Raw genomic sequence first — 15,516 nt, forward strand, 5'->3', positions numbered from 1 at the left:
TAATGCACGGTTACACGGTTCCAATGTATTTGATGGGTTTTCTCTATCAATGACGCCCAAACTCCGTTCGTCCTGAGCGGAGTCGAAGGGCGTAAGCTCCATGCCCTGAATAAAGACTGTGCCAATCACCCTTCGACTCCGCTCAGGGTGAACGGAGATTGTACCCATCAAACACATTGAAATAATGCACGGTTACACGGTTCCAATGTATTTGATGGGTTCTCTCTATCAGTGACGCCCAAATAGTGGCACTGTCCAAAATGGATCGGCCTGCTGTTCATAAGTGACCACCTCTACTGCTGATGGCACACCGTGCTGCAATGTGTCCATTCAGAAAAAATTTTGTACGTGTAAGTTTAACCCGCTGTAACCTGCTCGTACCCCAAAACCAAAAAGGCAGCACCAGTTACCCAGTGCTGCCTTCATTTCATCGTGAATTTTAAGTGTAAACCTTAACTCACTGTCGTTTGCCAATTTGCCGTAATCACCGGAGTAACCTGATCGCGCACGTTCTGTGGCAGCTGAGCTTCACCAGCTGGCGGTGCATCAAACCCAGCCATGGCATTGACCAAGTTCTCCACCTTGTTGGCCAGCAACACAGCATCGCCCGTGCGGATTTTATCCAACTTTTGGGCATCATTGCTGTACCAGTCCTGTACCGTAATCTGATCATCAGAACCGATAACATCAATCAGCAGATGGTCACCGGAGCGGGTAAACCAGAGGTTTTCTTCTTCAATGCCCAACAGCTGCAGTACATCCTGATCCACTGCTGAATTGGACAGGTTATTAATCGTGTCAGCACCACCACCTGTTGTGAAATGGTAGGTATCATTTCCATCACCCCCCATCAGGTAGTCATTGCCACCGTTGCCATGAAGATGATCATCTCCGGCGCCACCACCCAGCATTTCAGCATCGGAAGAGCCAAGAATGATCTGATCACCAGCCTGGCCGTTCAGAATCGTGGCATAACCCCGTTCGTCCGGCACGTTCTGGTAGTCCGGTGAACCATTGGTATCAGGGTTAGTGCCACCAAAAGCACCGAATATCTGATCTGCGGTAATCTGGCCGCCACTGGCAAACCGAATGGTATCCACTACGTTATCACCACCCAGGAACCAGTCTTTCAGCGTAACCGTATCAGTCCCACCCTGAATATTGAGAATCAGGTCACTACCAAAACGGCTGAGGCCTGAGGCTACCTGGTTAAAGCTAATACCTTCAAACAACAGCGTATCATTACCACCGTCAGCATTGTCGATAACGTCCTGACCATCTCCAGCTGTAAATACATAGGTATCGTTACCACGTCCACCTTTCAAAGTATCATTACCAGCCTGTCCATTCAGGATATCGTGACCATTTCCACCCTCCAGAAGATCATCACCGCCATCCCCAGATAACTGATCATCACCGTTAAATCCACGGATGTGATCAACCTCGGTTGTACCAGTTAACGATGCGTCATCACCGGTTGTGCCATCAACCTCATTAGGATTGCTTTCAGAAGGGGTTGGAATGGCCAGACCAAAGGCAGCAAAAATCCGGGCTGCCGTGATCTGTCCACCAGTTGCAAACGTGAAGCTGTCGATCAGATGTTCACCGCCCAGGAAGAATTTCTTGAGGGTGATCTGATCCGGGCCGCCATTCACCTTGAGAATCAGGTCATCGCCCATTTTGGAGAGGCCAGAGGCTACCTGGTTAAAGGTGATACCATTTACAAAGTGCACTTTGTCGGTACCACCACCCGTGTTATCCACCACATCCTGTCCACTGGAGAAGTGATAGATATCATCTCCCTGACCGCCAATCAGATGATCGTTGCCAGCTCCGCCAATCAATGTGTCATTACCGGCACCGCCCAGCAGCACTTCATTGGCAGCGGTCCCTGTGATGACATCGTCACCGCCCAGTCCTGGCTCGGTTGGCTCACCGGTCTCTCCACCCTGGTTACCCCCACCGGAGCTGCCACCAGAGTTATCAACCGATTCACCACCATTACCGTTGCCAGTCTCACCTCCGCTGCCATCACCACCGCCCGGGAGAGCCGTCAGTAACGACGCAAAGCTTGAGGCCGGGATAGCATAGCCACCGTCAGAAGGTTGCACATAGCTGATGGCTTTCTCACCACCAAGGAAGTGATCTTTCACCCGCAGCTGTTGCTTCAGATCATTATCCAGAAGCATGACCAGATCATTGCCATCCTTATGGAAGCTGATCCGGTCACGGCTGATACTGCCATTGAAAAGCACCCAGTCGGTACCGCCACCCGTGGCATCAATGGTATCTACACCGTCTCCGGCCTGATAATAGTAGTGGTCATCACCGACACCACCATTCAGGGTGTCGTTGCCATCTTCACCGTTTAGAACGTCATTTCCAGCACCGCCGGCAAGGACATCATCACCAGACCCCTGACCAGAACCATTACCACCCATCAGGCGATCGTTTCCATCACTACCTTCCAGCCGGTCATTGCCGGACATTCCGAACAGGGTGTCATCACCACCTTCACCCAGAACCTTATCATTGTTTGCACTACCAACCAGACGCTCACCGTCGTTAGTGCCTTTCACCACTGAAGCAAAGTCCGGATCACTGCCCCCGGCAACCAGCTGATTGATCTTGTTGGTGGTGATCATAAAGCCACCATCTGGCTGTACACCATCCAGTGCCCAGTCACCGCCAAGGAAGTGGTTCTTTATGCGGATGGACTGACCTGTCTGATCTTTCATGGCAATCAGCAGGTCATCCCCATCACGGCTGAAGTCCAAAGACTCCGGGGTTGCACCACCCTGAAGCAACAACAGTCCTTGTCCGCCACGGTTATCAATAACATCCGCGCCATCACCCACAGCCCAGACGTAAGTGTCCCGACCCGCGCCGCCTATCAAGGTGTCGTTGCCGCCCTCTCCACGAAGCTGGTCATTACCATCACCGCCGATCAACCTGTCATCACCGGCACCGGCATCCATGTAGTCATCGTCAGCACCACCTTCCATATGATCATTGCCTTCACCGCCGAACAACTGGTCTGCGCCAGACTGCCCGAGCAGGGTATCGTCACCACTACCGCCAGAGAGGGAGTCACTTCCCATACCACCTTCCAGGTGATCGGTGCCTTCTTTGCCTTGAAGGTTATCGTTGCCCTCACCACCGAATAAACGATCATCACCGCTTTCACCGTCCAGGTAATCATCACCGGCATCGCCATGAATCACATCATTACCGGCACGTCCCCAGACTTTATCGTCTCCGGCACCGGCATGGATTTCATCATGATGATCACGGTAGCCAATCATGGTCTGATCGCTACCGTCAGTTCCATAAGTTACTACCTGCTCTTCAAGGTCGGCATCGGATAAGATGGTGCCATCGGCAAACTCAAAACTATTGATTTTGAAGTGCTCGGTAGGCTCCCGGAACCAATTCTCAATGGTGATCTGGTCACTGCCGTTACTGTGGCTGATGACCATATGATCCCCTCGACGGGCATAGGAAAGATCAATGGCGGCAATGCCTTCACCAAAACGAAGCACATCAAAAGAGGCGTCATAATTGCTATAAGCTTCGCCCAGGCGCCGTTCAATCATCCGGTCAGCACCGTCACCCAGATTGAAAAGGTACTCATCATCGGTAAAGCCACCATATAGAGTGTCATCACCTGCACCACCTTCCAGTGTACTAAGCACACCGCGCTCCCAGGGCTGGCTGTCAACGATCAGGGTATCGTTACCGGCGTCACCTTTCAGGGTGCTGCCACTTTGCCCGGTAATGACATCATGACCTTCACCACCTGCTAAAAGACCACTGCCTTTCAGAGTGTCGTCACCTTCATTACCAAACAGGTGCCCACGACCAGACAATTTATCATTCCCCTCTCCACCATACAGGGTGTTATTGCCGGTGAGATCGGTCAGCTCATCATCGCCTGAGCCACCATGCAGGGTGTCATCACCCCAGTCACCGTTCAGCGTGTCGTTGCCGCTGTCCCCAAAGAGCTGGTCATTGCCACCACCGCCACTGAGGTCATCATTCTGGTCACCACCGAAAAGTTGATCGCTACCGTCCTCGCCTAACAGGGTATCGACACCTTCACCACCTTCCAGGCGGTCATCGTCGTCCCCGCCTTCCAGACGGTCATCGCCCTGACCACCCAACAGAACATCCCGGCCGGTCTCACCGTAAAGCGTATCGGCTCCGTCACCGCCGTCGATCTGATCATGGCCTCCCTGACCATGAACCACATCATCACCACTCAGTGCCGTGATCATGTCATTCTCAGCGTGAGCCAGAATCTGATCATTGGCTTCAGTGCCTTTGACCGACTGAACCAGAATGTCGTCTGTATTCCAGCGGGTTCCGTTGGCAAATGTGATGACATTAATGGCACGAAGGCTGACAGCACCGGTCTGGTCGGTAAAGTGGTTGAGGATACGAACACTGTCATTACTGTCAGCGTGACGGGTAATGAGCAGATCATCGCCCTGTCGACGAAGTAACACATCATCGTCGTTCAGGTCTTCAAAGATCAGGGTATCGATGCCGGCACTGTCTTCAATAACGTCACTGCCATCGCCGGCTGCAAAATGATAGGTGTCATCGCCAACGCCCCCTTCCAGTCGGTCGTTGCCAGTACCGCCACGCAAGCTGTCATCACCTGCATTGCCCACCAGTATATCGTTGCCAGCATCACCGGAAAGCACATCGTCTGTCGTATAACCGCGGAGCAGGTTATCGCCAAGATCTCCAAGCAGCGCTTTATCCAGCAGGAGTTCTTTGTTCCAGACGGTGCCATCAGCAAACGCCACCGTATCCAGAGCGTATCTGGAATGGCCTTCATCCTGGAAGAACCGGGAAACAGTGACCTGATCATTCCACCCATAACTGAGCAACAGATCATCACCAACCCTTGATACTGCGACACTGCCTGGTGAAACACTCTCTGCAAACCGAATAGTGTCCATGCCTTCACTATCGTAGTTATGAATCACATCCTGCCCGTCTCCAGCAGCAAAATGATAAGTGTCAGCACCTTCACCGCCCGTCAGGGTGTCATTGCCCAGCCCACCAGTCAGGTGATCATCATCCGCTTCGCCTTCAAGGGAATCGTCACCGCTATCACCGGAAAGTACGTCATTGCCAAAACCACCCTGAAGACGATCCTGGCCATCACCACCACTGATAACGTCATCAGCGCCATAACCCAGCACACGGTCGTTGCCATCGAGAGCAGTCACCTGATTCACCAGGTCGTTACCCTCAATCACATCATCTAATCCCGTGCCCTCCAGTGTTTTGAGGTTAATCGCTGCTTTATCGAGAACCTGTGTGACGTTTTCAGGACCAACCAGCGTAAGACCACTCTTTGGCAAATCATTGTCAAAGAAATACTTGAGCGTAACTTTGTCTTCAGTACTGTCACGGAAAGTCAAAGTCAGGTCATCATCCACACGGCGGAAAGTAATCAGGTCAAGATCAAGGCCAGCCAGTAATAGGCGAGTCTGATCCTGATAGTTATCCCGAATCTCATCTTTTCCATCGCCTTGGGCAAAGTAATAATCATCAGCCCCTTGGTCGCCGCTCAGGATGTCGTCACCCATACCACCTGTCAGCGAATCGTTACCATAGCCACCGTAGAGACGGTCATTACCAGTCCCACCGGTTAACTGATCATCATCTCGGCCGCCATCGAGGTAATCATTACCTTCGCCACCAACCAGCTGGTCATTACCGTAATCACCATAGAGATGATCATCATTGTTACCGCCGTCGAGATAATCATTACCAGCTCGGCCATAGAGGGAATCATCACCCTCTCCACCTTCAAGGTGATCATCCCCAGACTCACCATCAAGATAGTCTTGGCCTGAACTACCTGATAAATGGTCATCTCCGGTTCCACCATAGAGGTGGTCATCTCCATCTTCACCGGTGAGCTGATCATTACCCCCCTTACCATAAATCCGGTCATTCCCCAGACCACCGGTGAGCTCATCTCTGGTTTCATAACCATAAAGCGTGTCATCACCATCGGTGCTCTGCTGAACCAGAGTTTTTACTGTTGCAATATCCCATTGCTCACCACTGGCAAATTCAATGATATCCAGAGCATCACCACCGGCCGTATCCTGACTGAAATAATCGCTTACAGTAATGACATCACCGGATTCACTGAACGTCAGCAACAAATCATCCAGGAAGCGAGTTGCCCTTAAGGCATCAGGTGAAATGCCTTGCTTAAAGCGCAACACGTCATGGCGCCCTTCACTGAGGTCATGATTATTAATAGTGGTATTGCCATCACCGGCACCATATAGATAGACGTCACTGCCAGTCCCCCCATCCAAATGGTCTGTTCCTGCACCACCGTCAAGAACATCGTCACCGGCACCGCCAAACAGCTGGTCGTCGCCGCCAAGACCGCTCAGTTGATCACTGGAACTGTCATAGCCAAGAATAATGTCATCACCCTGTGTGGGCACCAGCACTTTTTGTTTAACCGTTTCAATATCCCAACGGGTACCGTCAGCAAACACAATGGCGTCAACGGCGTAATTGGTCGTCGCATCACTGTTGAAATAATTTCGAACACGAACCGACTGGTCATCTCCAATGTGCAATAGAAGGTCTGTATTTTGCCGACGAGCCACCACACTTTCCGGTGAAATCCCTTCACCCAGTTGAATGCGATCCGTATCACTGCCACGCCAATACTCAGTAATGGTGTCGTGCCCATCACCTCTGGCAATCACATAGGTGTCATTGCCTGCTCCGCCTTCCAGACGATCATCACCACGCCCACCATTTAGAGAGTCATTACCACTTCCGCCATACAATTGGTCTACACCTTCATCGCCGACCAGTTGATCGTCACCATTTTCACCATAAAGGCGATCAGCACCGCTGGCACCCACCAAAGCATCCTGCCCATCACCGCCATAAACGGTATCCTTACCTGCTCCAGCATCAACAGAATCATTGCCACTCTGGGCGCGGATCACATCATCTCCAGCCAGACCAGAAAGTGTATCGTCCGAACCATAACCCCAAATCTCATCATTACTTTCCGTAGGAACAATCACTTTGCCCTTGATGGTTTCGATATCCCATTGGGTACCATCTGCAAACTCAATGGTGTCTACGGCATAGTTCGTGGCAGCATCGCTGTTGAAGTAGTTATTGACTCGAATAGACTGACTATCGCCGTCTGTAGTGATCAGCAGATGCTGTCCATGGCGGTGAACCGAGGTGTGTTCTGGCAATATACCGCCACCCAGGAGAATACGATCGGTGTCACTCCCACTTCGGTTCTCGGTAATAATGTCCTGCCCATCCCCCTTGGCAATTACATAGGTGTCATTACCGGCACCACCTTGAAGCTGATCATTCCCAACACCGCCAACCAGTCGGTCCTCACCACTGTAACCATAGAGCGCATCATTGCCCTGTAAGCCCGTCAGTTCATCGCTGCTGTTGTCATAGCCACGAATCACATCGTTCTGCTCAGAGCCCTTAAGAACCACCGCCTTAACATCATCAATGCTCCAGGCAGTGCCATCCGCAAACTCGATCAGCTGCAAGACATATTCACTGGTAGCATGATTTTTGAAATAGCGCTCAACCCGAATGCTATCGGTTTCTGATGTTTTCAGAATCAGATCATCATTTTCACGGATGACATCAACCGCTTCAGCGGTGATGGTTTCATCAAACCGGATACGGTCAACCCTGCTGTTGCCATTGTCGTAGTTATGAATCACATCCTGGCCATGCCCGGCACTGAACAGATAAGTATCATTGCCAAGGCCACCATTCAGCTCATCATTACCTTCACCACCGATCAACTTATCATTGCCAGCATCACCGGAGAGCGTGTCGTTTCCGGCGTCACCGGCAATCACATCGTCACCGTTAAAACCGTACATCTGGTCATCGCCAGCTTTACCGGACAGGTTATCAGTCTGACCCGTACCAAAAATCAGGTCATTATCTTCTGTGGCTTCTGATACCAGCGAGGCAAGAATATCCGCCTGACTGAGCACAGAGCCATCCGCCAGCTCTACCGATTCAATCGCCCCTTCTTTTAACGTGCCATCAAAATCAAAGTAGTTATCCAGTTGTATTTCATCACCGGTATATTGACCTTCACTATCTTTCAGTTTGATCCACACCGTGGTCAGGTTACGGCTGAACTCAAGGTTCTCCCGATTCACACCTTCACGGAAGACAATCTTGTCGCTGCCAGCGCTGTCATAGATGCGGTCTTTGCCGTCGCCTTTATCAAAGAAATAACTATCATCACCAGAACCGCCAAACAGCCGGTCATCGCCGCCTTTGCCGTAAAGCACCTCGTTGCCATAGCCGGTGGTCAAGTAATCATTGCCAGCGGTACCAACTGCGTTTTTGCTATCCAGCAAGGCCGCCAACACCGGCGAAGTAACGGATAAGCGGTTCAGGGAATCTTCAACAGCGCGGGAGAGTTCCGGAGAATAGCTGCCCAGCTTGCGAGCTATATTTGCCAGCTCAACAATAGTGTCGTCACTGGTGCCCAGCAGCCCGGTCAGGTGTTCTTCAAACCCCGTCCAATCTGGCACAAAGCTTTCACTGCTTTCATCGTACTTCAGGGTAATGGCATCAAAGGCATTTTTGTAATGACTCTGAGCCAGCAGCTGCGATTCAACAAAGGAAGCAAACCGGTTGAATTGCTCAATCAATACCGGTGCTGCACGACCATGTGGGTTCGGGTCTTTCTCACCCCAGCACCAGGTGCCGACATAGGGTGTGCCGGTCAGCTTCTCCAGTGTTTCCAGCTGGCGGGCATCCATCACATGCCCGTAAACTTTGGTCGGGTCACGGCTGTAAGGGTCAACATCACTGACACCGGCCCATTGATAAATGATCGGCTCCAGCAGTTTCTGCCGCTCTCCCGCATCTTCAGTATTCACGTACTGGTTCACTAATGCCTGCAGGGTTTTATCCGCAGCCATGGCCACCTGCAAATCCGGCAACTCCCCAAAACCGACAGCGTTGGGCAGAGCCTTGACTTCATCACTTAACTCAACATCACCCACATATCGGGTTCGGGCTGGGTCAATCTTGAACCATACGTCAGTCGCCTTTCCCTCACTGCCATCAGTCCTGGTAAAACTGCCGGTTTCGCGGTGCTCATTGCCAGCGGCGTCTTTGGTTTTACCGGTAGCATATTCAGTATTGATAGCGGCAATACCAGCATCAGCCATGGAAAGCAGTTCACCACTGTCCACCACGCCATTACTATTGACATCTTTCCAGACTTGAAGTTTCGACCAGGCTTCATCGGACTGGTTAAGAACACCGTCACCGTTGCTGTCAAGATCCTTCAAGGCTTCAAATCCATTAGCCGCCTTCTCACCATTGGTGAGCGTAGTCTGGTTGCCAAAGAGTTCTGCACCACTGGAAATCTGTCCGTCAGCATTTTTATCGAAGACCAGAAGGCCATCGTTTTTACCTACCCAGCCGGTCTTTTCAGCCAGCAGGTTGCCATCATGATCAAAATAAACGCCTTCTGACTCATTGATGGTTTCGACACCATCTCCGTCTAAGTCGAGGATAATTGGAGAGGTGAGGTTTTCAGCTCCATTGAATTCAGGGTTATTTCCACTTGACCGTAAAATATCTCCAAGCCCAAGAGGGTCAAGGAATTTAAAAATAGATTCAAATGAATTACTCGTTGCTGTTCCAAAAATGATTGCAGCAGGAATGCTGATCCACGCTGTAGTTGAAACAAGAAAGACTCCCAAAGCTGCACCTGCAACAGCACCGACAAATGCGCCTGCAGCACCATAATAATCGTCATTTAGAAGTTTAATAGTAACGCCTAAACTATCAGCCAGAGGGCCAGCAGCTTTACCTCCTGCTGAAAGTAGTTGCCGGTTTACAGAGTTAAGCATCGATGTATCCACAGCGTCTAAAGCTTCAATCCCTTTAGCTTTTACTTGCTCTGAGTACTCCTTAAAAATCATAGAAGTATTGTCTAAAGTCTGTTGTGCAAGCTTTGACTTATTTGGACTTAAACCAGACGAGTCTGCCTTTTTTGCTAATTCAGAAGCTCGCTGGGAGTAATAGTCAAATTCTGCAGATAGTTTTTCAGCTATTTCCTGCTGTTTAACTGCATTATTAAAATCTTGTGCGGAGTATTTATCTGTTATTTCAGTTAATACTGAAGATAAACCACTTGCCGCTTCTCCCCAATACTTATCAAAATAATACTGAAATGTGTCATTATCGGTTGCTGGATTACTCACTTATTTCTCCTTTCATTTTCCTGAAGGTAATTGACAAAAATATAGTGACGAGGCTAAAGGAAAAGAACACAAGTAAAACAGCTCCAACCCAGTCCGCAACTTGAATTAATCTTCGCAAAAGCTGTGTATACATTCCCTGGTCAGTGAGTGGTATCAATCCCAACCCAGCAAGTAAAAAACATGGTATAAGCAAAAAAAAGATCATCCTTTTCTCAATAGAGAGGGGAGGATCTACTATGACTTGACTTCTGATAAATAAAAAAAACATTGGGAGGGAAACGATATAGAAAGCAATAGACCAACAGAACTTTTCATAATCGCTGACATAAGGTTCAAAGCTACTAAATAGCGATATTGTGAAAATACTAAATTCTGTTTGACTAGATAGTAGTATGGAAAATAATATCCCACTGAAAAACCAGAGCAAAAAAAGGATTGCGCTTCCTTTTTTCAGTCTTATTTGTTTATCTCTCACGTATACTCTCCTGTTTGAACCTCAACAGAGGACTCAGAAAATACTCAATCAGGCGCCTTTGCCCTGTTTTAATTTCTACCGCTACACTCATTCCCGGAGCCAAATTCACCTTCCGGTTTTCTAATTGCATCCAGTCTTTTTCAATCTGAACATTGGCAAGATATCTCAAACCCAGTTTTTCATCGGGCACGGCATCGTTGGAAACGGAGGTTAAAGTGCCATCAATTAAACCGTATTTAGTGAAGTTAAAGGTGTCGATTTTCACTTCGGCGCTTTGACCTTCGTGAACAAAACCGATGTCTTTGTTCAGTATCCAGGCTTCCACTTCCATCTTTGCTTCGGCGGGGACGATCTGCATCAGTGCCTGTGCTGGCTGTACAACACCACCGATGGTATGGACCTGTAGTTGTTGCACCGTGCCATCAATGGGCGAGGCGATTTTTTGTTGGTCGTGCAACTCTTCTGCTTTGATGCGTTCCTGCTCCAGTGTGTCCAGCTGACGGTGCAGCTGTTCCTGCTGATCCAGGCTTTCCCGGCGAGTCTGTGCATGGAGGCTGGCCAGTTGATGTTGCAGCGCTTCCGCTTCTGCAGCCAGTTGCTTAACGGCGGCGCTTTGAGCCTTGATATCTTCTTCCAGTTCGATGCGTTGCTGTTCCAGCTCCAGGTATTCCACTCTGGAGCCGTAGCTTTTGTCATAAAGCGCTTTCAGTGATTGGGTGCGTTCTTCAATAATGGGAAGAACCCGCTTCAGCTTGTTCACCTGGGCGACAATGGTTTGTAGCTCAGCGCGTTTGCTTTTTTCCTGGCTGATCAGGGCATTTGCTGATGTTCTGTAATCTTCGATTTGTTGAAATAGCAACTGTTCTACGAAGGTTTGAGATTCGCTATTTCTCTGGATCTCATGTTCTTGCCCGAGAGCCTGTTCTTCTGTGACCGCGTACTTTCGGTAAGAGTGGGTATGCATTCCCACGGGGGAACCTAAAGGCCCTAAAACCGTGGGAACGAGGTTGGAGGAAGGGGTATCAAGATAAGCAACAAACGCCTGCTGTCTGGCCAGCTGCAAACCAAGAGCCTCGATTTCCTGTTGCAACCGAACGCTTTCCGCCTCTGTGACGGTGCCTACCAAAGTGATCAGTGGATCACCGGCTTTGACTTCATCGCCTTCGTGTACATGAATCGCCTGCACCTCACCAATCACCATCGGCTGAATGGTTTTAACCCGCTCACCGGGTATGATTTTTCCCTGTGCTGTGGCCACAATATCGATTTTGCCAAAGCAGGACCAGAGAATGGCGATGACAAACAAAGCGATAATCACTTTAACGATAACCCGGCTTGCCGGACTGGCTGGGGTATCTTCCACTTCCAGTGCCGCTGGCAGAAACTGACGACGGGTGTCATCCAGAGATTCCGGGCGCTCCGTTCGACTGAGCAGCGCTTTGGTGGCTTTTGAGAACAGTGACTTCATCTACACCGCCTCCCGTAAGCCATGCTGATGGGCATTCAACCTTGCGTAATGGCCACCCTGTTTTACCAACTGATCATGAGCACCTTCTTCCACAATTCTGCCTTTGTCCATCACGATAATGCGGTTGGCATCCCGCACCGTGGAAAGACGATGGGCAATAATAAAGACCGTGCGCCCCTGGCTGATCTTTTTCATGTTCTGCTGGATGATGTGTTCCGATTCATAATCCAGGGCACTGGTGGCTTCATCAAAGATCAGGATTTTCGGGTTGGTGAGCAACGCACGGGCAATAGCAATGCGCTGTTTCTGACCGCCGGAAAGGGAGCTGCCCTGTTCACCGACATTGGTGTCGTAACCTTCGGGTAATTCCAAGATAAAATCATGGGCACCGGAGAGTTTCGCCGCTGCCATCACCCGTTCGATGGAGGCACTCGGGTCGGCCAGGGCAATGTTGTCCCGCACTGAGCGGTTGAACAGGAAGTTTTCCTGCAGCACCACGCCCACTTGTCGGCGTAGCCAGGTGGGTTCCACCAGTGCCAGGTCAACACCGTCCACCAATAGACGACCAGATTCAGGTACATACAATCGCTGCACCAGTTTTGTCAGCGTACTTTTGCCTGAGCCAGAACGCCCTACAATACCGATCACTTGCCCGGGGTTGACCGTGAGCGATACGCCATTGAGTACAGCAGGCCGATCGGGCTGATAACGGAAAGTCACGTGTTCAAAACGTACCTGACCTTTCAATGTAGGTAATGTGGTTCGGTTTGGATCGTGCCCCGGTTCCGTGGGGGTATTCAGTACATCGCCCAATCGTTGCACCGAAATACCGGCCTGCTGGAAATCCTGCCAGAGCTGCACCAGCTTCAGGATCGGCGCACTCACCCGACCGGCAATCATATTAAAGGCAATCAGCATACCAACGGTAAGCTCACCATTAATGACCAGTGTGGCCCCTACCCATAACGTCAGCACCGTGACGACTTTATTGATTAACCCGGCAAACTGGCTGGCAATATTGCCAAGGTTCATAGCCCTGAAGGAGGCAGATACATAAGCCGCCAACTGGTCTTCCCAGTGCCGCTGCATCTGGGGTTCTACTGCAGAGCTTTTGATGGTTTCTATGCCGGTGACGGACTCCACCAGGAAGGATTGGTTTTCGGCACCACGCTTGAACTTCTCATTCAGTCGGGCACGGAGAATCGGGGTAACGATCAAAGAGAGCAGGATATAAAAAGGAATGGAACCCAACACAATCCAGGTCAGCGTTGGGCTGTAAAAATACATCACCACAAAAAAGACGACGGTGAATAACAGGTCGATACACAACGTCAGGGCAGAGCCGGTAATAAACTCCCGAATGGTGTCCAGCTCCCGAACCCGGGCCACCGTGTCGCCTACTCGACGAGCTTGAAAGAATGCAATGGGTAAGCGAAGTAAATGGTTGAACAGCCTTGAGCCAAGCACCACATCGACTCTGTTTGTGGTGTGACTGAATACATAATTCCTGAGGCCATTCAGGACAATATCGAAAAATGAGAGTACCAACAGGCCAAATGCCAATACGTCTAACGTCGTTAATGCCTGGTTAACCAGCACCTTGTCGATAATCACCTGAAAGAACAGTGGGGTGATCAGTGCAAATAGCTGAATAAAGAAGGAAGCCAGCAATACTTCCGACAGCAGTTTTTTATGCTTCAGCAAAGCGGGAATAAACCAGCTGAAATCAAACTTGGCAAAACTGCCCGGCAACAAAGAGCGTTTCGTGAATAACAGAACATCGCCAGAGAGCATCGTTTCCAACACATCCAACGATACTGCCTCGGGGGATTGCTTCAGCGGACTTTGAATCAGCGCCTTCCCTTCATGTACCCGGGCAATGATGAAGTAGTGACCATCCACCTGTCGTGCAATCGCAGGCAACGGCAGATCAGTCAGCTGATCCACTGCCACTTTGATTTTTCTGGCCTTCAACTTCAGGGATTTAGCCGCCCTGAGCATGGCTATATCGTCAAGCGCTGCATCGCCACGACCAAACTGGTAATGCAACTGCTCAGCCTCTGCCGCTACGCCATGAAATTTGGCCAGCATCACCAGGCAATGTATGCCACTATCTATGGAATTGAATTGACTCACTACTACGGCTGTCCAGATACTTATTTTTATGAATGGACATCGTGCCTGATGCAGAACACGAACTTTCAGTTAGAAGAGGCTTGGAGAAGGAAAGCTTTTCAGCTTGCGACATCTACTGATAACAGGCGATTCTTTCCAGGTACCAGCGAAAGACTGGATATAAGCAGTACGGCCACGAACGTAGGCCATCATTCCTCGGGTCATTCCATGTATCCCTTTCACTATTGAGTTGTTCTTATTGAATGAAACACATTCAAACAGCAGTTTAAATCGGTGTCAACAGCTATAAATAAAGTCAATATATTTTTTGACTCTGTTCACATAATTGCTATAGCAACAAGACTTCCAAAGCATCCACAGAATTACAGCCGGGTACTCGTTACAATTCACGACAGAGATAATCGTAGGGTTCCAGTCCATTAGCCTTTCCACCTTCGATCAGGCTGTAGAAAATGGTACTGGCCTGAGGGCCAAAGGGCTTCTTTTTCAGCCACAGCACCGTATCCGGCGTATCCATCAGTTTGCTGATACGGGAACCATAGATTGTGCAATGAACTGGTCCGTGGTTCCCTTTTTGATCCGTCACGTTATAGGTTTACTGCATATTATTCCTGTTTTGCCAAATTGAGACTTTGTTTCTTACGCATTGACTCCCCTGACAGTTCCAAACGGTGTGAACGGTGAATCAGACGATCCATAATGGCATCAATAAAAACTGATTTCTGGATATCCAGTCGCATCGACACAGGGTTTCTAATGCGCCTCGATCAATCCCCCGATTGGCCGCATAATCAATATCCTCTACATAGGCGCTGGCCTGCTTGATTTTTGCCGCCTTCCTGAGTCGTTGCTGTTTGCGCTGCTTACGATCCAGAGTTTCAGCTTCAAGTAACAGGCTGAGACAATCTTCAAACGACAGTTTCATCTGGTCGGGTGTTTCAAACATACGGGACAATGCTTGCTGGCTCCTCGTCCTTTAGTGTGGATTTCCTTATGAAATATCTGAGAGAATTCGGGCTCTTTTTACCTCATCAGAAGTAGTATCCAGCCATGGATGGAAATCAGGTTTTTATACTCGGCCTCGGCTTACAATTTCCCTGGAAACTGGTTAGCCAGCATCTGGATACTTCAACCAAACCCAGTGTGCT

General features: G+C 49.7%; 6 protein-coding genes. All 6 read right to left on the reverse strand.

The features are described 5' to 3' along the window. Positions 1 to 452 precede the first annotated feature (452 nt). The 6 genes from CX664_RS27655 to CX664_RS25935 all read right to left on the reverse strand — a co-directional run bounded on the left by CX664_RS27655 (position 453) and on the right by CX664_RS25935 (position 15,314). On the reverse strand, positions 453 to 10,289 hold the full coding sequence (locus CX664_RS27655; protein WP_101748894.1) for a calcium-binding protein: 9,837 nt from the start codon (positions 10,287 to 10,289) through the stop codon (positions 453 to 455). Between the two features lie 464 nt (positions 10,290 to 10,753). After that, positions 10,754 to 12,232, reverse strand: coding sequence for an HlyD family type I secretion periplasmic adaptor subunit (locus CX664_RS22505; protein WP_101748896.1), 1,479 nt, complete (start codon positions 12,230 to 12,232; stop codon positions 10,754 to 10,756). Further along, complete coding sequence (locus CX664_RS22510) at positions 12,233 to 14,368, reverse strand: type I secretion system permease/ATPase (protein ID WP_163371754.1); 2,136 nt, start codon at positions 14,366 to 14,368, stop codon at positions 12,233 to 12,235. A gap of 379 nt (positions 14,369 to 14,747) precedes the next feature. Then, positions 14,748 to 14,885 carry a transposase domain-containing protein gene (locus CX664_RS22515; RefSeq protein ID WP_146000232.1) on the reverse strand — a complete coding sequence of 46 codons (138 nt, stop codon included), beginning with the start codon at positions 14,883 to 14,885 and terminating at the stop codon, positions 14,748 to 14,750. 88 nt (positions 14,886 to 14,973) lie between these two features. Then, positions 14,974 to 15,108, reverse strand: coding sequence for an ATP-binding protein (locus tag CX664_RS28350; RefSeq protein ID WP_420810390.1), 135 nt, complete (start codon positions 15,106 to 15,108; stop codon positions 14,974 to 14,976). Continuing rightward, a complete protein-coding gene (locus CX664_RS25935) occupies positions 15,054 to 15,314 on the reverse strand; it encodes an ATP-binding protein (protein WP_146000233.1) in 261 nt (86 codons plus the stop codon). Before CX664_RS25935 ends, CX664_RS28350 begins: the two co-directional genes overlap by 55 nt. Positions 15,315 to 15,516: the final 202 nt, after the last annotated feature.

The organism is Endozoicomonas acroporae, from assembly GCF_002864045.1.
GTDB classification, from domain to species: domain Bacteria; phylum Pseudomonadota; class Gammaproteobacteria; order Pseudomonadales; family Endozoicomonadaceae; genus Endozoicomonas; species Endozoicomonas acroporae.